At 30.2% G+C, this 21,362-nt stretch carries 23 protein-coding genes; 12 read left to right on the top strand and 11 right to left on the bottom strand.

What is annotated here, in order from left to right; translation table 11 throughout:
• Nucleotides 1-38: 38 nt before the first annotated feature.
• The gene (locus BS621_RS00305; RefSeq protein WP_077141409.1) at nt 39-1,784 is read right to left on the bottom strand and encodes an ABC transporter ATP-binding protein; all 1,746 of its coding nucleotides are present in this window, start codon (nt 1,782-1,784) and stop codon (nt 39-41) included.
• Between the two features lie 80 nt (nt 1,785-1,864).
• Here BS621_RS00305 and BS621_RS00300 point away from each other — a divergent pair, with 80 nt between their 5' ends.
• From BS621_RS00300 to BS621_RS00260, 9 genes are all read left to right on the top strand, one after another.
• Nucleotides 1,865-2,161 carry a DUF3288 family protein gene (locus BS621_RS00300; protein ID WP_077141408.1) on the top strand — a complete coding sequence of 99 codons (297 nt, stop codon included), beginning with the start codon at nt 1,865-1,867 and terminating at the stop codon, nt 2,159-2,161.
• 33 nt (nt 2,162-2,194) lie between these two features.
• A complete protein-coding gene (trpD, locus tag BS621_RS00295) occupies nt 2,195-3,229 on the top strand; it encodes an anthranilate phosphoribosyltransferase (protein WP_077141407.1) in 1,035 nt (344 codons plus the stop codon).
• A 14-nt stretch (nt 3,230-3,243) separates the two neighbouring features.
• The gene (gene carA, locus BS621_RS00290) at nt 3,244-4,383 is read left to right on the top strand and encodes a glutamine-hydrolyzing carbamoyl-phosphate synthase small subunit (RefSeq protein WP_077142626.1); all 1,140 of its coding nucleotides are present in this window, start codon (nt 3,244-3,246) and stop codon (nt 4,381-4,383) included.
• A 128-nt stretch (nt 4,384-4,511) separates the two neighbouring features.
• The gene (locus tag BS621_RS00285) at nt 4,512-4,811 is read left to right on the top strand and encodes an STAS domain-containing protein (protein ID WP_025931835.1); all 300 of its coding nucleotides are present in this window, start codon (nt 4,512-4,514) and stop codon (nt 4,809-4,811) included.
• Entirely contained in the window at nt 4,808-5,206 is a 399-nt protein-coding gene (locus BS621_RS00280) for a Mini-ribonuclease 3 (RefSeq protein WP_077141406.1), read from the top strand. Before BS621_RS00285 ends, BS621_RS00280 begins: the two co-directional genes overlap by 4 nt.
• A 4-nt stretch (nt 5,207-5,210) precedes the next feature.
• The gene (rlmB, locus tag BS621_RS00275) at nt 5,211-6,209 is read left to right on the top strand and encodes a 23S rRNA (guanosine(2251)-2'-O)-methyltransferase RlmB (RefSeq protein WP_077141405.1); all 999 of its coding nucleotides are present in this window, start codon (nt 5,211-5,213) and stop codon (nt 6,207-6,209) included.
• Nucleotides 6,210-6,352: 143 nt separating this feature from the next.
• On the top strand, nt 6,353-6,568 hold the full coding sequence (locus BS621_RS00270) for a DUF1816 domain-containing protein (RefSeq protein ID WP_077141404.1): 216 nt from the start codon (nt 6,353-6,355) through the stop codon (nt 6,566-6,568).
• 30 nt (nt 6,569-6,598) lie between these two features.
• Nucleotides 6,599-8,047 carry an Asp-tRNA(Asn)/Glu-tRNA(Gln) amidotransferase subunit GatA gene (gene gatA / locus BS621_RS00265; protein ID WP_077141403.1) on the top strand — a complete coding sequence of 483 codons (1,449 nt, stop codon included), beginning with the start codon at nt 6,599-6,601 and terminating at the stop codon, nt 8,045-8,047.
• An 84-nt stretch (nt 8,048-8,131) separates the two neighbouring features.
• Nucleotides 8,132-11,629 (top strand): DNA polymerase III subunit alpha, encoded by a 3,498-nt coding sequence (locus BS621_RS00260; RefSeq protein WP_077141402.1) that lies wholly within the window; start codon nt 8,132-8,134, stop codon nt 11,627-11,629.
• A gap of 1 nt (nt 11,630) precedes the next feature.
• Here the strand turns inward: BS621_RS00260 and BS621_RS00255 are convergent, their stop codons facing one another.
• The 5 genes from BS621_RS00255 to BS621_RS00235 are packed head-to-tail and all read right to left on the bottom strand — an operon-like array spanning nt 11,631 to nt 14,343.
• A complete protein-coding gene (locus BS621_RS00255) occupies nt 11,631-12,080 on the bottom strand; it encodes a PAM68 family protein (RefSeq protein ID WP_077141401.1) in 450 nt (149 codons plus the stop codon).
• 9 nt (nt 12,081-12,089) lie between these two features.
• Nucleotides 12,090-12,359, bottom strand: coding sequence for a 30S ribosomal protein S15 (gene rpsO / locus BS621_RS00250; RefSeq protein WP_077141400.1), 270 nt, complete (start codon nt 12,357-12,359; stop codon nt 12,090-12,092).
• A 32-nt stretch (nt 12,360-12,391) separates the two neighbouring features.
• Entirely contained in the window at nt 12,392-13,069 is a 678-nt protein-coding gene (gene ruvA, locus BS621_RS00245; protein WP_077141399.1) for a Holliday junction branch migration protein RuvA, read from the bottom strand.
• A complete protein-coding gene (locus tag BS621_RS00240; protein ID WP_077141398.1) occupies nt 13,070-13,426 on the bottom strand; it encodes a glycine zipper 2TM domain-containing protein in 357 nt (118 codons plus the stop codon).
• Between the two features lie 26 nt (nt 13,427-13,452).
• Nucleotides 13,453-14,343, bottom strand: a complete 891-nt coding sequence (locus BS621_RS00235; RefSeq protein ID WP_077141397.1) for a DMT family transporter — start codon at nt 14,341-14,343, stop codon at nt 13,453-13,455.
• Between the two features lie 94 nt (nt 14,344-14,437).
• Between BS621_RS00235 and dnaG the strand changes: the two genes are divergently transcribed.
• Nucleotides 14,438-16,471, top strand: coding sequence for a DNA primase (gene dnaG / locus BS621_RS00230; protein WP_077141396.1), 2,034 nt, complete (start codon nt 14,438-14,440; stop codon nt 16,469-16,471).
• A 16-nt stretch (nt 16,472-16,487) separates the two neighbouring features.
• Here the strand turns inward: dnaG and BS621_RS00225 are convergent, their stop codons facing one another.
• The 5 genes from BS621_RS00225 to BS621_RS00205 all read right to left on the bottom strand — a co-directional run bounded on the left by BS621_RS00225 (nt 16,488) and on the right by BS621_RS00205 (nt 19,531).
• A complete protein-coding gene (locus tag BS621_RS00225) occupies nt 16,488-16,955 on the bottom strand; it encodes a serine hydroxymethyltransferase (protein ID WP_077141395.1) in 468 nt (155 codons plus the stop codon).
• Between the two features lie 10 nt (nt 16,956-16,965).
• Entirely contained in the window at nt 16,966-18,252 is a 1,287-nt protein-coding gene (locus tag BS621_RS00220) for a Y-family DNA polymerase (protein WP_077141394.1), read from the bottom strand.
• On the bottom strand, nt 18,249-18,665 hold the full coding sequence (locus tag BS621_RS00215; protein ID WP_025894467.1) for a LexA family protein: 417 nt from the start codon (nt 18,663-18,665) through the stop codon (nt 18,249-18,251). The genes BS621_RS00220 and BS621_RS00215 overlap by 4 nt, the downstream gene beginning before the upstream one ends.
• A gap of 97 nt (nt 18,666-18,762) precedes the next feature.
• Nucleotides 18,763-19,179: a 23S rRNA (pseudouridine(1915)-N(3))-methyltransferase RlmH gene (locus BS621_RS00210; protein ID WP_077141393.1), complete on the bottom strand. Its 417-nt coding sequence runs from the start codon at nt 19,177-19,179 to the stop codon at nt 18,763-18,765.
• 19 nt (nt 19,180-19,198) lie between these two features.
• Nucleotides 19,199-19,531, bottom strand: coding sequence for a hypothetical protein (locus tag BS621_RS00205; RefSeq protein WP_077141392.1), 333 nt, complete (start codon nt 19,529-19,531; stop codon nt 19,199-19,201).
• A gap of 56 nt (nt 19,532-19,587) precedes the next feature.
• Here BS621_RS00205 and rsmA point away from each other — a divergent pair, with 56 nt between their 5' ends.
• Entirely contained in the window at nt 19,588-20,412 is an 825-nt protein-coding gene (gene rsmA, locus BS621_RS00200) for a 16S rRNA (adenine(1518)-N(6)/adenine(1519)-N(6))-dimethyltransferase RsmA (protein WP_077141391.1), read from the top strand.
• Nucleotides 20,413-20,424: 12 nt separating this feature from the next.
• Nucleotides 20,425-21,360 carry a 4-(cytidine 5'-diphospho)-2-C-methyl-D-erythritol kinase gene (gene ispE, locus BS621_RS00195; protein ID WP_077141390.1) on the top strand — a complete coding sequence of 312 codons (936 nt, stop codon included), beginning with the start codon at nt 20,425-20,427 and terminating at the stop codon, nt 21,358-21,360.
• Nucleotides 21,361-21,362: the final 2 nt, after the last annotated feature.

Genomic DNA, 21,362 nt, shown 5'->3' with positions numbered 1-21,362 from the left:
ATTTAAATCTATCCATTATAAGAAAAAAAAAATTAGTTTTAGCTCTTTACAATTCTGGTAGCTAGTTCTCTATCCCAGAGTTGTTTATATAGTCCATTCACCTCTACTAAATCTTTATGAGCCCCTTCTTGTACTATTTCTCCTTTATCCATTACTAAAACCCTGTCACAGGTTGCTGCAACAGAAAGTTGGTGACTAATCATTATGATTGTTTTATTACTTCTATCACTCATTTCATCTATTATTCTTGCTGCTGTTTTATTATCTACGCTTGCTAAAGCATCATCAAGAACAACAATAGGAGAATCAACAAGAAGTGCTCTTCCTAGTGCAGTTCTTTGTCTTTGTCCACCACTTAATGTAATACCCCTTTCACCAACAACAGTTTTAAACCTTTGTGGAAAACTATTGATATCATCAATTAATCCAGCTTTTGTTGCGCTTTCTTTAATTAAATATTCAGAAGCTTTGGGTTCTCCAAAACTTAAGTTTTCTGAGATTGTAGAAGTAAATAAGAATGCTTCTTGAGGAACGATTGAAATATTTTTTCTGAGATCGCTTAATTTTAAAGTTTTTACATCTATTTCATCTAAAAACAATTGATTGTCTGGTATTTCAATAGTCCGACCTAGAGATTTAGCTAGCGTTGTCTTCCCACAACCTACTGGGCCAACTATTGCAATAAGTTCTCCAGGATAAATTTTAAAATTAAGACTATTTAATGCTTTAAATTTTGATCCTGGATACTTTATCGTTAGATTTTTTGCTTCTAAGAATCCTTTAATCTTTCTTTTTAAAAATTTAGTTTCTTCTCTATCTACAATATTTGGGTTGTTCTGAAAGATTTCTTCAACACGATCTAAACTTACTTGACCAAGTTGGAAAGTATTTAAGGTAAAACCTAGTAGAGCTGTAGGGAAGACAAGTCTTTCTACGTAAAGAATTAAAGCTACTAAACCACCTATAGAAATAAATCCACTCTCTAATTGAAAAGTTCCTAATGATAATAAAATCAATAATGAAATTGAGGATATCCCTTGTAACAAAGGGAATAGGGTACTCGCTGTTCTTGCAAGTTTTATGGCTGAATTTCGATAGGCTTTATTATATATGTTAAATTCATTTTTCTCAGCATTCTCTTGCGCATAAATTTTAATGGCACTTATGCCAGATAGATCTTCTTGTATTAGATCACTAAGTTTTGATAATGATTCTTGTTGAGCTTTCCTTTGATTAACCATTCTGCCTCCAAATAGACTTACAATCCCAAGGATTAATGGAAAAATCATTAAAGCGGATATTGTTAATGGTTTATTAATCGAAAACATTGAAGGAATAGTGAATGAATAAGCCAAGACAATGTTGCACAAGCTTAAAACTGTAAAACCTAAAAGTCTCCTTATGTTTTCAACATCGCTTGTAGCTCTACTAATAATATCTCCACTACCTTTTTTTTGGATCCATTCTGGATCTTGAATAAGTAAATGGTCAAATAGTTTTTGACGAAGATTTACTTCTACTTTTCTACCTATTCCGAAGACAATCTGTCTAGAAAATAATCTTATTAAACCCATACAAGTTGCTAAAAATATTAACCATAAAGATTTAGAAATAACAAAATCCGAAGAGAACCCATTTTGTAATTGGTCAATTATATTTTTTACTTCTAGGGGTATAACAACACTTAGTATATTTACTATTAAGAGAGCTAAAGCACCATATAAGAATTCTTTTTTGTAAGGTCTTAGGTATTTAGATATAACTTTTATCTTTAAATTTTTCATTTTATTTTGCAGATATGATTAAGATAATGTTTCATTTTTGAATATGTGAGCTAATTTTATAAATGATTCAGTATTTATTTATGGGTAACGAGCAAACTCATCCATTACATGAAACAGACAAAAACATTATAGATTCCCTTATAACTAAAAAAACACCAGAAGATCTTGACTATATAAATTTAGCTAGATTAATTAATCGTTATACCAATTTCCCAGGAGAAATCGAAATTAAAAACGATATTGAAAAAATTTTAAATTTTTGGAAGATCACTAAAAATGAACTTTTTTCAAAAACAAAAATTATTTGGTCAAAAAGCTTCAGGCCCTCTAATACAAATAAAGATTTAGTTGGCTCAAGTTTTGATACCTCAAATTGAATTTATTCTGCATAATTTTTCTTCCATAAATCAATGTCTTCTAATCTATCAAACTCTGAAATCCTAAATAATTTGTTGGAGGGAGTGGACCTTGATCAATCAACTTCTAGATCTTTAATGCAAAGATGGCTTAATGATGAAATTTCAGATGTTGAAACAGGAGCTTTTTTGAGTGCTTTAAGAGCAAAGAGTTCTACAGGTGTCGAACTAAGTTCTATGGCTGAGGAACTCTTAAATGTTTGCGAATTGCCATTAGCAAGACCAAAGTTACATTTGGTAGATACTTGTGGAACGGGGGGTGATGGAGCTAATACATTCAATATTTCGACTGCAGTTGCATTTGTAGCTGCATCTTGTGGAGTAAAAGTTGCAAAACACGGAAATAAGAGTGCTAGTGGAAAAGTTGGCTCTGCTGATGTTTTGTTGAATCTTGGTTTGAATTTAAATTGTTCATTAGAAAAAGTAATCAAAGCCGTAAGTGAAATTGGAATAACTTTTTTGTTCGCACCTGTTTGGCATAAATCCTTAATAAAACTTGCTCCATTAAGAAAGACCCTTGGAATAAGGACAGTATTTAATCAACTTGGACCATTGGTAAATCCTTTAAGACCCAATGCTCAAGTTTTGGGTGTTGCTTCTGAGGATCTTTTAAAACCTATGGGAAGTGCACTTTTAAAAATGGGTATGAATAGAGCAATAGTCGTTCATGGGTCTGGTGGTCTTGATGAAGCTTCGCTTCAAGGAGATAATAAGTTAGTATTTGTTGATAATGGTGAATTACGGTTTTCAAAAATAAATATTTTAGATTTTAATCATGAAAATATACCTAACGAAAAGCTTGTAGTTTCAGATGCTGAGTCTAATGAGGAAATATTAAAGTCTGTTTTAAATGGTTCCGGACAAAAATCTCATATCGAGGTAGTTGCCTTGAACTCTGCGCTAGTGCTTTGGGCAGCAGGCATTGAGGATGATTTAAATGAAGGATTTAACAAAGCTTTATCTTCTATTTATCAAGCAGATCCTTGGAAAAAGTTTTTACTTTTAAAAAATTATTTATCTGCAAATTAATTAATTTCAAATTGATGATTAATCCATATAAGAAAAACGCGAAATTAGTTTTAAGTAATGGAATTGTATTTCCAGGATTCTTTTTTGGTGCTTCTGGTACTGCCGTTGGTGAAATAGTTTTTAATACGGGAATGACCGGATATCAAGAAGTTATTACAGATCCAAGTTATTATGGACAGTTATTAATATTCACTTATCCAGAGATTGGAAATACTGGTATTAATTTTGAAGATTCAGAATCCGATATTAATGTCAAAGGTATAATTGTTAGAAATTTTTCTTTTAATACTAGTAATTGGAGATCTAAAAATAATTTTAATCAATGGTTAGTTGAGAAAAACATCATAGGTCTATATGGAATTGATACAAGGGCTCTTGTTAAAATTTTAAGATCTAGTGGCGCGATGAATGGAGTTATTACCTCTTTAGATAAAACTGATGAAAGTTGTCTAAAGATAATTTGTGATACCCCAAAGATGGAGGGATTAAATTTATCAAAGGTTGTTTCAACAAAGCAACAATATATATGGAAAAGTCATACGAAAACAACTTTTGATTTAAGAAAAAGATGTAATGAATCTTCTAAAAATTTAAAAATAGTAGCAATTGACTTTGGAATTAAAAATTCAATTCTTAATAGACTTGTGTCCCATGGTTGTGAAGTTTTGGTATTACCTTCTCGCTCTTCTCTAAATGATGTTCTCTCTAACAAGCCGGATGGTATATTTTTCTCAAATGGACCAGGCGATCCTTCTTCTGTTACTGAAGGTATAAACTTAGCAAAAGCGCTCATTGAATATGGAGAAATACCTATGTTTGGTATTTGCCTTGGCCACCAAATATTTGGATTAGCATTAGGGGGCTCAACTTATAAATTACCTTTTGGACATCGTGGTTTAAATCATCCTTGTGGAGAAAATAATAAAATTGAGATAACTAGTCAAAATCATGGTTTTGCTATTGATCCCAATTCTCTCTCAAAGGACATAGTTAGAATTACTCACTATAACCTCAACGATAATACTGTTGCTGGCCTAGAGGTTTATAATAAGCCTATATTTAGTGTTCAATATCATCCAGAAGCAGGACCTGGCCCACATGATTCAGATTATTTATTTAAAAAATTTGTTTCTCTAATGTTAGAAAGATGTTGACATATTGTTTTCTTTTGATTTGATAATTACATTTGATATATTAAATTTTTTGGAGGTATTAGATCATAGAAGATTTCAAAAAATTAACCGTTTCTTTAAGAGGAAACCTTGAGGTTATAGAAAACATTATGGTTTTTACTTTTAAAGGCCAACTTGATGCTTTCTCAGAAAAACAATTTAAGACTTTTGTTACTAATAATTTAAATAATGACTTACCATTCGTTATTGATCTTACAAAAATAGATTTTGTAGATTCCTCAGGTCTTGGAGCACTTGTTCAAACTTCGAAAGAATGCAAAAAATCTAAACTTGGGTTCTCTGTCGTTGGCAATTCGAGAGTGGCTCAAACTATTAAACTTGTTCGTTTAGGGGATTTTCTTAACTTGAAGTCAAGTCTTGAAGATGCATTAAATTATTTAAAGAATTGAATTATTGGATTCAAAACTTGGTTCCATATGGATCCCCCGAGGATATAGGTGTTATTCAACTTGCTTGGCTTGGAGATTCGGTATGGGAGCTCCACCAAAGACTAAGGCATGTTCATTTTCCTTTAAAATCTAAAGACCTCCATTTATCTGTAGTAAACGAAGTAAAAGCAAAATCTCAGTCAAAATCATTAAGTCAAATTGAACATTTATTAAATTCAAATGAAATTGATCTAATTAGGCGTGCTAGAAATAAAATTAAGAGATATCCAAAATCAACAGACCCCACCATATACTCTAGAGCAACTGGTTTTGAAACTCTTATTGGCTGGCTATTTTTAAAAGATCCTCAAAGATTATCAACACTTTTTGAATATTTAGAATTAAAAATGAATTGAATCTATGAAAAACTCCTCAAATAAATTTCGCGGAAATAATAAAGAGTTCAAAAAAAACTCACATTTTGGTAATTTCTCAAAAAACACAAATCGTTCAGAAAAAAATGATAGATTTTTGAGCAATTCCGCTAAAAATAAGAAAGTTGAAAATTTAAAAAAAAATGATGAAAATAATACTTCGTTTTTAAAAAGAAGAAATCCAAGACTTAAATCTAATACAAAATTTCCTAATAAAGATTCTGATATGAATCAGGAGTTTATTAATAAGAGAAGTTTTGATGATTGGATATGGGGTAAACATTCGGTTTATGAGGCTCTTAGTTGTGATAGAGCAATTAATAGGGTTTGGTGTACTTCGGAAATTTTTTCCTCAGACAAATTTTATATTTTGCTTAAGGATCTTAAATCAAAAGGAGTTCTTATTGAAGAAGTTTCTTGGAACAGGCTTTCGCAATTGACATATGGTGCTTCACATCAAGGTGTCGCATTGCAGTTAGCATGTTCTAAAACAATATCCCTAGAACAATTAATCGATTTTTCTAAGCTAAATTGTTCAAATCCTGTATTGGTCGCATTAGACGGTATTACTGATCCTCATAATGTTGGTGCGATTATCAGATCAGCTGAGGCATTTGATTGTAAGGGTGTAATTATTCCTCAGAGAAGGTCTGCAGGATTAACTGGAACAGTCGCCAAGGTAGCTGCAGGTGCCTTAGAACACCTCCATGTAACTAGAGTTGTCAATTTAAATAGAGCACTTGAGGAACTTAAGAAAAATGGTTTTCTTGTTGTTGGCTTATCTGGAGATGGTCAAATATCTATCTCAAATTTTCAAGAAAAAGCTCCTTTGGTAGTTGTAGTTGGCTCTGAAGATAAAGGTATTTCTTTGCTTACTCAAAAAAAATGCGATTTTATATTAAGCATCTCTCTTAAAGGTAAGACTTCAAGTTTAAATGCCTCTGTGGCGGCGGCTATATCACTTTTTCAATTGACAGGAAAATAATTTTTTTAATAAGCACTGTTTTTTAAAACCACTAAAATGTTGTTGTTTCAATACATTTATATGATTAATAAAAATTTATTGAATTTTCACTACAAAATTGTATAGAATTTAACAAGAATTGATGGTCTTTCAGGCCAATAAAATTGATTAGAAACTTTGGAAACAAACTCGGTTTAGCCTGGTGGGCTAAAATTGAGACAGATCAACCTAGTAGTACCTACTGGTTCGGCCCATTTATTACTAAACGCAGCTTAAAGGAAAATATGCCTTCTTTTATTAAAGATCTTACTGATGAAGGGTCTAAAAATATTAAACATAGTTTAGTAAGATGCAAAAAAGAAGAACCATTAACTGTTTGATAACTGTGTTTTTAAGAAATAAATTAAGAAATGAATTTTAATTCTTTAAGAAAAGAAATCACCAGCAATAATGCTTCTGTTAAAGAATTAGTTAATGATATCTTTGCCAACATCGACCACAAAGATCCTGAAATTAATTCATTTATTTGTGCTACAAAAGATATTGCTCGATCCCAAGCTGAAAATATAGACAAATTAATTCAAAATAATGAAAAACTGCCTCTTCTCGCGGGGATGCCAATAGCAATAAAGGATAATATTTGCACCAAAGGAGTTGCAACAACTTGTGCGAGTAAAATGCTCAAAAGCTTTGTTGCGCCTTATGAATCCACCGCTTCGAGTAAATTATGGTCTTCAGGGGCAATTTGTTTAGGAAAAACAAATTTAGACGAATTTGCAATGGGTAGTTCAACGGAAACTTCTGTATTTGGTGTTACTTCAAATCCTTGGGATATTAATAGAGTGCCAGGAGGTAGTTCAGGCGGTAGTGCTGCTTCAGTTGCTGCTGGATTTTGTGCAGCGGCTATTGGTTCTGATACAGGAGGATCAATAAGGCAACCAGCTTCTTTTTGTGGCGTTGTAGGTCTTAAACCTACCTATGGCAGAGTTAGCAGATGGGGACTTGTAGCATTTGCCAGCTCTCTTGATCAAATTGGCCCAATTACAAATACTGTTTCAGATGCTGCTGAAATTCTTTATTCAATATCTGGTAAAGACCCTTTTGACTCCACATGTCTTGATAAGCCAGTTCCAAATTATTTGACTGACTTAAATAAATCTATAAAGGATTTAAAAATTGGAATTATTAAAGAATGTTTTGAACACCCAGGGCTTAATCCAGAAGTTAAGGAATCTGTCCTTTCTGGAGTTGATAGATTCCAATCTTTAGGGGCTGAAATTATCGAAATTGAATGTCCTAGATTTAATGATGGAATTGCAACATATTATGTAATTGCACCATCTGAAGCCTCAGCAAATTTAGCTAGATATGATGGAGTTAAATATGGATACAGATCGAATGAAGGTTCAAATCTTATAGAAATGACCTCAAAAAGTAGAGCTCAAGGTTTTGGAGATGAGGTACAAAGAAGAATATTGATAGGTACTTATGCTTTGTCAGCAGGCTACAGTGATGCATATTACAAGAAGGCACAAAAAGTTAGGACACTTATAAGAAAAGATTTTGATAATGCTTTTAAGAAAGTAGATGTTTTATTAACTCCAACTTGCCCAACCACTGCTTTTCTGAAGGGAGATTTTGTCAATGATCCACTTTCAATGTATTTGTCTGATCTATTAACTGTTCCTGCTAATTTAGCAGGCCTCCCAGCCATCAGTATTCCTTGTGGATTTGATACTAAAGGATTACCTATCGGAATGCAATTGATAGGCAATGTATTAGAGGAACATAGAATATTGAATGCCGCAAATATTTTTGAAATTGATGCTCAGGTAATTAAAAACAGACCTTTATTTTAAATTTGTATTAATAATTAATTTGTAATCACAAAGTATAGATATTTTAGAAATTTTCTCTATCTTATATATATAAATTATTTGAATATGGCTTTCGTTCCGCTTCATAATCATAGTGACTACAGCTTACTTGATGGAGCCAGTCAAATTTCAAAAATTGTAGAAAGAGCATGTGATCTTGGAATGGAATCGATCGCTCTTACTGATCATGGAGTTATGTATGGTGTTCTTGATTTGGTCAAGAAGTGTAATGAGAAAGGTATAAAACCAATTATTGGTAATGAAATGTACGTGATTAATGGATCTATTGATGATCCTCAACCAAAAAAAGAAAAAAGATATCATTTGGTGGTGTTAGCAAAAAATTATACTGGCTATAAAAATCTAGTTAAGTTGACAACAATTAGTCACCTAAACGGGATGAGAGGTCGAGGCATTTTTTCAAGACCATGTATTGATAAATCTCTTTTAAGCAAATATAGTGATGGTCTTATAGTTTCTACAGCTTGTCTTGGTGGAGAAATACCTCAGGCTATCTTAAAAGGTAGATTAGATGTAGCAGAGGATGTAGCCCTTTGGTATAAAAAATTATTTGCAGATGACTTTTATCTAGAAATACAAGATCATGGCTCTATTGAGGATAGAATTGTTAACGTTGAATTAATAAAAATTGGGAAGAAGCACCAAATAAAAGTAATTGCAACCAATGATGCCCACTATTTATCAAGTAAGGATGTTGAAGCACATGACGCTTTGCTTTGTGTATTAACAGGAAAACTAATAAGTGATGAAAAAAGATTGAGATATACCGGTACAGAATATATTAAAAGTGAAAATGAAATGCTTGAACTTTTTAAAGATCATATTGATGATGAATCAATTGTTGAGGCAGTCAATAATACAGTAGAAATTTCTCAAAAAGTTGAAGTATTTGATCTGTTTGGAAATTATAGAATGCCAAAATTCCCCCTTAACGAAGATATAGATTCATTTTCCTTCCTTACACAGTTATCTAATAAAGGCCTTTTAAAAAGACTTAAAAAAAATGATCTTTCAGAAGTTGATGAGAACTATAAAAAGAGACTATCTTCCGAATTAAAAATTATTAAAGATATGGGCTTCCCTGATTATTTTTTGGTTGTTTGGGACTATATCAAATTTGCTAGAGATAACTCTATTCCTGTAGGACCAGGTAGAGGTTCTGCCGCAGGTTCACTAGTAGCTTATGCTCTTCAAATTACAAATATAAATCCTGTTGAGCATGGATTGTTGTTTGAGAGATTTTTAAATCCAGCAAGAAAGTCAATGCCAGATATTGATACCGACTTTTGTATTGATAGGAGAAATGAAGTTATTGATTATGTTACTAATCGTTATGGAGAGGATAAAGTTGCGCAAATAATTACTTTCAATAAGATGACCTCTAAGGCGGTTTTAAAAGATGTCGCAAGGGTTCTAGATATACCATATGGAGAGGCGGATAAATTGGCTAAATTAATTCCGGTCGTAAGAGGGAAACCATTTAAGTTAAATGAAATGATTGATAAGAATTCTCCTAGTCAAGAGTTTAGAGAGAAATATATTAATGATAATAGGGTGAAAAAATGGGTTGATTTGGCTTTGAGAATAGAAGGAACTAATAAAACATATGGAGTTCATGCTGCTGGAGTTGTTATCGCATCAGATCCTCTTGACGAACTTGTACCTCTTCAAAGAAATAATGAAGGACAAATAATAACCCAATATTCTATGGACGATATCGAATCACTTGGATTATTGAAAATGGATTTCTTGGGTCTTAAGAATCTTACGATGATTGAAAAGACAGTTTCTCTTATTAATCAATCTACTGGTAAGAAAATAATGATTGATGAGTTACCACAAAATGATGGTAAAACCTTTGAGCTTATTGGGAGAGGAGATCTTGAAGGTATTTTTCAACTTGAATCTTCTGGAATGAAACAGGTGGTTAAGGATTTCAAACCTAACTCTCTAGAGGATATTTCTTCCATACTGGCTCTTTATAGACCTGGTCCTCTTGATGCAGGCCTTATACCTAAATTCATAAATCGAAAAAATGGAAACGAAAAGATTGATTTCCCTCATCCTTTTATTAAGTCAATTCTTACTGAAACCTATGGAATTATGGTTTACCAAGAACAAATCATGAAAATTGCTCAAGACTTAGCCGGTTATTCTCTAGGTGATGCTGATTTACTTCGAAGAGCGATGGGGAAAAAGAAAGTTTCTGAAATGGTAAAGCATAGGAATATTTTTGTAGATGGTTCTAAGAAGAAAGGAGTAAATGAAAAATTAGCAAATGATCTTTTTGATCAGATGGTTTTATTCGCAGAATATTGTTTTAATAAAAGTCACTCAACTGCTTATGGTGCTGTAACTTATCAAACTGCATTTTTAAAAGCCCATTTTCCTGTTGCATATATGGCAGCCCTTTTAAGCGTAAATTCCGGCTCTAGCGATAAGATGCAAAGATATATTTCTAATTGTTATTCAATGGGAATAGAAGTTATTTCCCCGAGCATCAATTTTTCTGGGGTTGATTTTACTATTAAGAATAATCAGATTTTATTCGGGTTGTCTGCAATTAAGAATTTAGGAGATTCTGCAATAAGAAATATAATTGAAAACCGAAATAGCTCGGGGACCTTTAAGTCATTAGCGGATTTGTGCGACCGTTTGCCTTCTAATATTCTTAATAAAAGAAGTATTGAATCTCTAATTCATTGTGGAGCTCTAGACGAATTTTCAAATGATAATAATAGAGCTCAGTTATTGTCAGATCTTGAACATGTTATTGATTGGGCCTCTTCAAGAAATCGTGATAGATTATCAGGCCAAGGAAATCTATTTGACTCTAAAGAAGAATACTCTAATGTTGCTTTTTCCGAATCACAATTAGCTAAGGTTGATGACTATTCACTTATTGAGAAGTTAAAGTTAGAAAAACAGCTATTAGGCTTTTATTTATCTGATCATCCTCTTAAGCATTTAACTAAGCCAGCAAAACTTGTTTCACCTATTGGCATTTCTCAGTTAGAAGAAACTAAAGATAGAACCAAAGTATCGTTAGTTGGAATGATCCCTGATTTAAAGCAAATTACAACAAGAAAAGGAGATAGGATGGCTATAGTTCAGCTTGAGGATCTTTCTGGATGTTGTGAAGCGATAGTTTTTCCAAAAACCTATGTAAGATTATCAGAATTTCTTTTGACTGATACTAGATTATTGGTGTGGGGAACAATAGATAAAAAAAGTGATAAGACTCAATTAATAATTGATGATTGTAGAGAAATAGATAACCTTAAATTACTTATAATTAATCTTGAAAGTTCTCAAGCATCAGATGTAAGAGTACAAAATACCTTGAGAAACTGTTTAACTAAATTTAAACCAGATAAAGATAGATGTGGAATAAAGATTCCAGTTTTAGCTGCAGTTAGAAATAAAAATAGCGTTACCTACGTTAAATTTGGCGAGCAATTTTGCGTTGGAGATATTCAAGGGGTATGCAAATTATTAGAAGATAAATCATTCAAAGTTAATTTGAAATCTTTAGTTTCTTAGATTAATTTTTGTCTTCGAAATTTTGAGTTGCAGGTTTGAAAGCTGCTTTTGCACGTTGTATGTTCATTGGAATATTTTCAATACCAAAAAAAGAACCAGGCTCTTTATCCCAACTAGCTGATAATATTCCAAAACTCAAACCTGCTAAACCTAATAAAAAAAATAATGCTGAAATTGCAATTGTTGATGAAGGAGGTATCTCAGCAATATTTCTTGTAACTATAATGTAGCTAACAACAAAAACAGACATCCCTAATATTGTGGGAATTCCTGCTGTAAAAAATATTCTTCTTGCCATTCTATCAGCAACATATTTTGGTATCCCAGTAGATGATCTCTTTGGGGCATTTACAGTATTAGATGCTTTTTCTAGATTAGAAAATGCAGTTTTCTCAAGATAATTTTTTTTCTTTTTAAATTGTGTCTTTTTTTTAGATTGCTTTTTTTTCATTAATTGAAATCATCCTCTGATTCCAATTTTCTTTAATAGCTCTTGATATCTCTGAACGTTTTTGTCTTTTATGAAAGATAGTAATCTTTTCCTTTTACCAATCATTTTTAATAATCCTTGCCTTGAAGCAAAATCATGAATGTTTCCTTGGAGGTGGTCACTTAATTTCGATATTCTTTTTGAAAGAAGTGCTACTTGAACTTCGGCTGAACCTGTATCAGTTGGATGTACTTGATGAGTCTCAATCAGCTTCTGTTTTTCAGCTGTATCTAATGACATAAATTTTTTCTCTTTTAACCTATGATACTACGTCAGCTAGCTATATTACTACTTTCTTTATCTAGATAATTCATAGCTAATTTCAATAAATTTTCAAATGATAAATTACTTTCCTTTTTTGCAAGGAAATCTACTTCATTAATAATAATTGGCAAAATAGTTTTGATTTCTTTATTTTTGTAATTTAATGATTGAAGAGTTAACTGAAGATCTTCGATCATTTTATTAATTTCTGGATCCTTAATCTTAAATTCATCATTTGCTTTTTCTTCTTCAAATTGTATTTCGCTTTTAAACTTATTTTTTAGTTCTAAAATTAACCGATCACTCGTTTTTTGTCCTATACCAGGTACGGAACAAATTAATTTTTTATTTTGTGTCTTTATTGCATTGATAACTTCACCAATAGAATATTTATTTAACATACCCATGCCGATTTGAGATCCAACACCTCGGATACTCAAAATTTCAATAAAGAAATTCTTTTGTTCCTTTGATGTAAAGCCAAATAATAAATCTGAATCTTCTTTTTTAATATGTTTTAACCAAAGAGTAATTTTTTTATTAGATATCTGATTTTTTTTTAATTTGAGAAAAAAGGATTCTAGTATTTGTATTTCGTATCCTAATCCTTGACAATTTACTAAAACAAAAAATTTTTGATTGGTTTGCCATAACTCAACCAATTCTCCATTTATCCAACTTATCAATTAACCACCATCCACCTGACAACCAATTAGTGCTCCTGCCGTTCCGCCAGCAGGTACTGCCCAAAATCTATCTTTCCCTCTAGAGGAAGATAGTGCTATTCCAGCACCAAGAAGTCCTCCTATAACAGAACCTTCACTACAGTCATTATCATCTATTTTTTCAGCAGTATTTTGACCTCCACAAGGTATTACAACGTCCACCTCATAACTTTTCACGTAGCCTGGATTTGATTTGGTTCCAGGGATGTATTCCTCTCTATATTCAGTTCTTGTGCAAGTTACTGACTTTGGTGTTGTTGCATTTACTTGAACAATTGGAGAAAAACAAAATAATAAAGCTAAATAGAAAAATTTCACTTTTTTTATATTTTAATAATTATATTCTATGTCCTTTTGATTATTTTGGTAGTAGATATAATAGTTCCTAATAATACTAGTGAAGCACCTAATAAAAAATTTATATTTATTATTTCACTAAAAAACAAAACCCCCCAAATTGACCCGAATAAAACTTGCAAATAGTTAATTGTTGAAGCTTCAGAAGCAGGCAAATTTTTTAATCCTATAGTTAAGAAAGTCTGACCTAATTGAGTAAATAAGCCAATGCCAATTATCCAAATTAATTCATTCCAGGTTGGGGTAACCCAGTTCATTAATACAATTGGCAATAAAGCTATAAAAGAAACAAGTGGAAAATATTCAATAATTACATAAACATCTTCAGTAAATGAAAGTTTCTTCACAGTTACGTAAGCCAATGCAGTGCAGATTGCCCCAAGAAATGCGATCGAGATCGAAACATTTTCAATTTCAACGTTTATATTTGATAATTGACTTGGATTTATTATTACAAATATTCCAATCCAGCCAACAAGTAAAGCAAAAATTATATTCCGAGTTATTTTTTCGTTTATAAATATGCCAGCGAATATAGATATAAAGATAGGGTATGTGTACTGAATGACTGTAGATATACTAAGGGGCATATTTCTTATCGCATAAAAAATGCAAACTAAAGCTAAAGTTCCTAAAACACCTCTTAAGATAAGTAATGGTCTATTGTTTCCCCAAGGATTTATATTTTTTAGATTAATTATGAATAATGTAATAATTAAACTCAAAAATGATCTGAATAAAACTAATTCATAAATAGGTATCCTTTTATCAATATTTTTTACGCATAAAGTCATCAAACTAAAGAAGAATGAAGCAAATACCAAATTAAACTTGTTCAATGAATAAAATTTTTTTTCTAATACTGCGATATTTATCATTTAAAAAAATAGTTTTATTGTGAAATTAAGTAGATTCTTATTTGATTTTGACCTATAACAAATAAATCATTATTTGTTTTTAATAAAAATCTCAATGGTTCATTCTATACACCCAAGAACTATTCAAGAGGTTAAGGAAAAAGCAGATATTGTTGACGTTATATCTGAACATATTGTTCTTAAGAAGAAAGGCAAGGAATTTGTTGGGATTTGCCCTTTTCATGATGATACTAAGCCATCTATGACAGTATCACCAACTAAACAATTCTATTACTGTTTTTCCTGTGGTGCAGGTGGAAACTCTATTAAATTTTTAATGGAATTTACTCGTGCAAATTTTTCAGATGTTGTACTTTCTCTTGCAAAAAAAAATAATATTAATGTTGAAAATCTTGAGGGTCCCCAAGTAGAAGCTTATAAAAAACAACTATCTAGAAAGGAAGAGCTTTATAAAATATTAAGAGTCACTAAAAAATGGTTTAGGTCTCAATTAAATAATTCTCTTGGTTTTGAAGCCATGAAATATTTAACATCTAATAGAAACTTGAGTAACAAGATTATTGATAACTTTGAATTAGGCTTTGCCCCAAATTCATGGAATGATTTATTTAATTATCTTTCCAAGGTAGAAAAATTCCCCATTAATTTAATATTAGCTTCAGGCCTTGCAATTTCTAAAGATAATTCTGACAAGATTTATGATCGTTTTAGAAATAGATTAATTGTTCCAATACATGATATGCAGGGAAGAGTAGTTGCCTTTGGAGGAAGATCTCTTGATGGTCAGGAACCCAAATATCTTAATTCTCCTGAATCAGAGATATTTGAAAAGGGAAAAATGTTGTTTGCCTTCGAAAAAGCTTCTAGTGATATTAGAAAAAGAGATAAAGCTATTATTGTTGAAGGCTACTTTGATGTTATTTCTCTTCATTCAAAAGGTATAACTAATTCTGTGGCTTCTCTCGGTACCGCATTAAATAAGTATCAAATTTCTCAACTATGTAGATGTACAGATAATAAAAATATAATTTTGAATTTTGATTCTGATAATGCAGGAATTTTAGCTACAAAAAGAGTAATTAAAGAAGTTGAGACCCTATCCCTTCATGATCAAATTAATCTTAAGATACTTCAACTAAGTCATTTTAAAGATCCTGACGAATATTTGAATAGTCATACCCCTGAAGATTATTTTAATTTAATTGATAATTCATCCTTTTGGATTGATTGGGAGATTGATCAGATCTTTAAAGATCAAGATTTAACTAAGTCTGAAATTTTCCAAAGTGTTATTTCTTCATTGGTAAAATTGTTGAGTAAATTACCTCAATCATCAACCAGAACTCATTATTTACAAAAAGTTTCCGAACAATTAAGTAAGGGACAAGCTAGGTTAGCAATACAGTTTGAACAAGATTTAAGAAATCAAGTAAAGGGATTTCGTTGGCATGGTAGATCAAAAAAATTTGAACAACCAAATGAAATTTCTCGACGGGAGAAAAATGAATCGGAAATAATTTTTTATTATTTACATTGTCCAGATCTTAGGCTATTTATTCGTGATGAATTTCTCAAAAGAGAAATTAATGGTTTTAATACTTGTTATATTCAAAGTTTATGGGATGCTATTTCAAAAATTGAACAAAATAATTTAGGTTTAAATTACTTAAATGATTTAAAACAATCAAATAGTCAAAATCTTCAAAAAGATTTTTCTTCTATTAACTTAATTTCACTTCTGCCTGACTACTTAGCTCTCAATAATCCTGAATCATCAAATAAAATTAATATTTTTATTAATCCAAATGAGTTGTTTTTAACATTGCTAAGTAATCCTAAGGACAATTTACTAGGAACATTATCACTTCTTGAGAAATATAATTCTCTAAAAAGATGTAGACACTTAATAGAATCTTGGGGATCTCAAAGATTAAAAACTTTAGAAAATTGTATATCTATTTTAATTGATAATCCTTCTTCAGGTTCTTCAAATACAAATAAAGAGATAGATGATCTTTTTAAGGATTTAAACTCAGATGCCATTAAATTTCAGGAATTATATTACCTAGAAAGACAACATATGAATTTCTTAGACAAACAACGCTGTGGCAATTTCGTCGCTAGTTAATATAAAAAGTTTTAATTTATAGGCAGTATTTTTTAATCATGTTTTTAACTTTTTTGGGTTTATCTTCAAGAACATAAGCTTCTACTTCTTTCGCATAAGTCCCAGAAAAATTTGAACTAGAGAACTCTAATGCTTTTCTTTTACTTTGATGCAATTTGCTTTCTAATTTTTTTATATCCCCTATTGTTTTATTGTCATTACATTTTTGTATCGCATGAGTTGCTTCGTGTCTTAATGCTTTTCTTATCGACCTTTCTGTTTTGAAGTTATCTTTATTTGATTGTTGATTCTTATTTCTAAAATTTGTTTTCCTTTTTACATTTTCAGTACATATTATTATTTTATTTTCTTTAAAATTATGTAGCCCTTTTATTTCTTTGTTTAATAGACATTCAATTTTATTTTCTTCAACTATGTAGTTTGCTTTTATTAATAAGTTAAGAATCTCTTTATCTAATTTGCTCAAAAATAATATAAATTCCATTCTATTTTGTTTACTTCACTATAGTTGGGATTTGTTCTATATCAGTTGTAGATGAGCGACTTAAGAAATTCTTATTCATCTTCCAACTTTGTGAATTTTTTGTAATAGCCCATGTAATTGCATTGTTATTAAATCTTTTATTTAATAAATCAATCGTTTTCATAAGATTTGTTGATTTTTTTAAGACTTTCTGAGATTTGTAATTGATAACTGATTGCTGTAAATATTCGCTATTTGTTAAATCCTGCATTAAAACACCAGCTTTTGAGAATTTATATTCGGGATTATAAATTTCTTTAGATAATTCAACTACTATTTTTAAAATATTGTTTGTGTCATCTGTTGCATTTGTAAGTTTTCTATGAGCACTTCTTTGATAATTTTGACTTGAATATTTACTGGTTCTAGCAAATACTCTAATATTAGATGATTGTAAATTCTGGCTTCTCATTTTTTCAGAGGCTTTTATTGCGTGAGTTGCCAGTGCTTGAGTTAAGTCTTCTAATTTTGTGATAGGTGTGCCGAAACTCCTGCTCACCTGAATTTCTTTTTTTGATTTCTTGTTTTTTTCTATGGGCAGGCATCTATGGCCTTTCAGTTCTAATTGCAGTCTTTTCCCTACGATGCCTAATTTCTTAATGATTTCATTTTCTTCCATATCTCTTAGCTCTCTCGCATTTTTAATACCTTTACTTTGTAACCAATTAGATGTTTGTTTCCCGACTCCCCATATCTTATCTATACTAATTCTTTTCAAATAATCATTCTCATTTTCGGTTCTACCTAAATCAAATATTCCAGCTGAATAATCAATATTTTTAGCTAGTTTATTAGCAATTTTTGCTCTTACTTTATTTTCTCCTATTCCTACTGTTATGGTAATCCCTAGATTCTGATATATTAATGATCTTATGCTTCTTGCCCAAGGATATAGATTTTCATCATTAGGTCTAGAAATCGAGACGAATGCTTCGTCAATGGAATAAATTTCTATTTGTTCACAGTAGTTTTTCAGTAAATTCATTAGTCTTCTGCTCATATCCCCATAAAGCGAGTAGTTTGAGCTTAAGACTGCTACATCTAATTTATTTAGTCTTTCTTTGACCTTAAAATACGGAGTTCCCATTTTAATTTTTAAAGCTCGCGCTTCAGGGCTTCTTGCAATGATACATCCGTCATTATTAGATAAAATTACTACAGGTTTATTTCTCAAATGAGGATTAATATTTTGTTCACATGACGCGTAAAAATTATTAGCATCTATAAGAGCTATTGCATCAATATTTGAAATTCTCATAAATAGCTATGTATTGAATAAATAACAACTCCCCATATCTGTACATCAATATGGTTTTTAAACCTAAAATCAGGATAATTATGATTTTCTGATTTTAAATATAATTCATTATTTTTTATAGATAATCTTTTTATTGTAAATTCTCCGTCTATCATTGCAATGATGATATTCCCTGGCCTGGCTGTTAAGCTCTTGTCTACTATTATTAAATCTTTATCTTTAATTCCTGCATTTATCATTGAGTCACCTTTAACTCTAAGAAAAAAAGTGCTAAAAGGATTAGATATTAAATGTTCGTTTAAATCAATATTTTCTTCTGTATAGTCATCTGCAGGAGAAGGAAACCCTGCTGATACCGAATCAGTTAATAAGGGTATTTTAAATATTTTAGTAGTTGAATCAAAAGAATCCAATATGAAATTAATAGTATATATGTACTATATAGCAAAAAATCAAAAAATAGTTAGTTATTAACTTTTATAGATTAATTTTAGATTGAATCTAATCTTTTTAAGAACGATGGTAAGGGGAGTTGTTTGATAAAGAAATAGCTCTATAGATTTGCTCGATTAGGATTAATCTAGCTAATTCATGAGGAAAAGTTAAAGGAGACAGACTTAGTACAAGATCTGATTTTTCTTTTATATCTGAACTAACTCCATCAGTATCACCGATTAAGAAATTAATTTTTTTATTTTTAAAATTCAAGAGTAAGGAACTTAGTTCAACTGAATTAAACTGTTTTCCTTCTTCACTTAGACAGATAATAATATTGTTATTGGATCTAAGATTATTTAAATTAAAAGCCTTTAACTCATTAATGATAAGTTCAGGCATTCTTTTTTTGTATTGATTAATTCCATCTCTAATCCAAAGTTTCTTTATTTTGCCGATAGCATAAATGGATAATCTATTACTCTGAATCATAAGTAAATATCAAAACTAATTATTCATCAAGAAGATAATTAAATTCATCATATAGTTCCTCCTCGGTTGTTAATTTCTTGGAAAAATTATCATTTTTAGAATTCATATTAATTTGTTTAATCTCACTTTTTCTTAGTGAATTATTTACGTTAGAAGTCTCTTCTAAAGATTCTGAATTATCAATTAACGAATAAAAAATTTTATTGGGATCTTCTGAATTAGGTGGATTGGTGATTAAATTATCATTATTAGTTATATTTATGTAATTATTTATATTTTTACTTTCGTTATTTAAATTTTTCTTTTTTTTAAATTTATTGAGTTTATCTAAATTTTTTTTTGATAAGCTCATGATATAAAGGATTAAATAAATTCATATTTAATTTAAACATATTATTTATCTTTTAGATGAATTCTAAAAACTATCATCAAAAAAAAAGATTTGGACAACACTGGTTGGTAAATAAAAAGATATTAGAAAAAATTAAAGAAATTGCTGTTCTTAATGAAAATGACTTTATTTTAGAAATTGGTCCTGGTAAAGGAGCTTTAACATCTAAGTTGTTAGATTCAGAAATTAAAAAATTACATGCAATTGAATTAGATAAAGATTTAATAAATTTATTAAATGAAAAATTCAATAATAATGATAAGTTTTCACTGCAGCAGGGAGATATTCTTTCTGTAAATTTAGATTCGATTAATAAGAAGATTACAAAAGTGATTGCAAATATTCCTTACAATATAACTGGACCAATATTGGATATTTTCATAGGTCGATTGGGCATTATAAGAAACTATAATTACGAAAAAATAATATTTTTAATGCAGAAAGAAGTTGTAGATAGGATTTTGTCAAAAGAAGGTAGTCCTAATGCTGGTGCGCTTAGTATAAGAATGCAACTTTTATCAAAAATAAAAAGAATATGTGATGTGCCGCCTTCATCATTTAGTCCTCCTCCAAAAGTTTGTTCTTCTTTAGTAGTTTTCGAACCAATTAAAAATGATTTAAGATTAGATATTAGTCTAGAAAAATATATAGATAAACTTCTTCGAATTTCATTTAATTCAAGAAGAAAAATGCTTAGAAATACACTTAATTCAATACTTTCAAATGAAGAGATAAATGAATTATCTGAATCTTCAAAAGTTTGTTTTAATTTAAGACCACAAGACATTTCAATTGACCAATGGATTAAGCTTGCAGAAAATTGTATTAAAATTAAAGAATAAAAATTTAAGTATATGCAAGATTTAGCTAAAAAGAAAATTAATATAAAATCTCCAGCCAAAATAAATTTGCATCTTGAAGTTATTGGTAAAAGAGAGGATGGTTTTCATGAGTTGGCAATGATTATGCAAAATATCGATCTTGCTGATTATTTAGAATTTGAAATTAATAATGAAGGTTTAATTAAACTTGAGTCTGATTGTAATGATTTAAGCCTATCTGATGATAACTTAATTGTTAAATCGGCAAATCTATTAAGGAAAAAATCAAATATAGATTACGGTGCGAATATATTTTTAAGAAAAAATATCCCAATTGGCGCAGGATTAGCTGGTGGTTCCAGTAATGCAGCAGCAACATTAATTGGTCTTAATAATTTATGGGATTTGAAATTAGATTTAGAAACTTTACGTTCATTAGCATCGACTTTAGGATCTGATATTCCCTTTTTTATAAATGGTGGTATTCAATTATGTTTTGGAAGAGGCGAAATTTTGGAGAAATTAGATTCAACACTTGAATATGGAGCAATTCTTTTAAAAAATCCGAATGTATCAGTATCAACTGCTGAAACTTATAAAAAATATAGTAAGAGATTTTGTGATGAATATCTTACTGATAGAGAAATGATTGAGAACATAAGAAAAAATTTAAGAGATAATGGTTTAAATAACTTAAATTTTGATAATCAACATTTATTTATTAAAAATGATTTGCAGTTAGTTGTTGAAAATGAAAATGATTCTGTAAAGCAGGCATTATATTTACTTTCTACATTAGAAAATTGTCTCACATTTTCAATGAGTGGATCAGGCCCTACATGCTTTGCACTCTTTAAAGATATAGAGACTGCTAAAAAAGAATTAAATGCAAATTCTAAATTATTTAAAGATAAAGGCTATGATTCATGGGTTTGCACTTTCCTTGAAAAGGGAATAACATTCATTTAAAT

The organism is Prochlorococcus sp. RS04, assembly GCF_001989455.1.
GTDB lineage: Bacteria > Cyanobacteriota > Cyanobacteriia > PCC-6307 > Cyanobiaceae > Prochlorococcus_A.
Note: the sequence above shows the minus strand (reverse complement) of the source record. Positions and strands in the feature narration are given on the sequence as shown.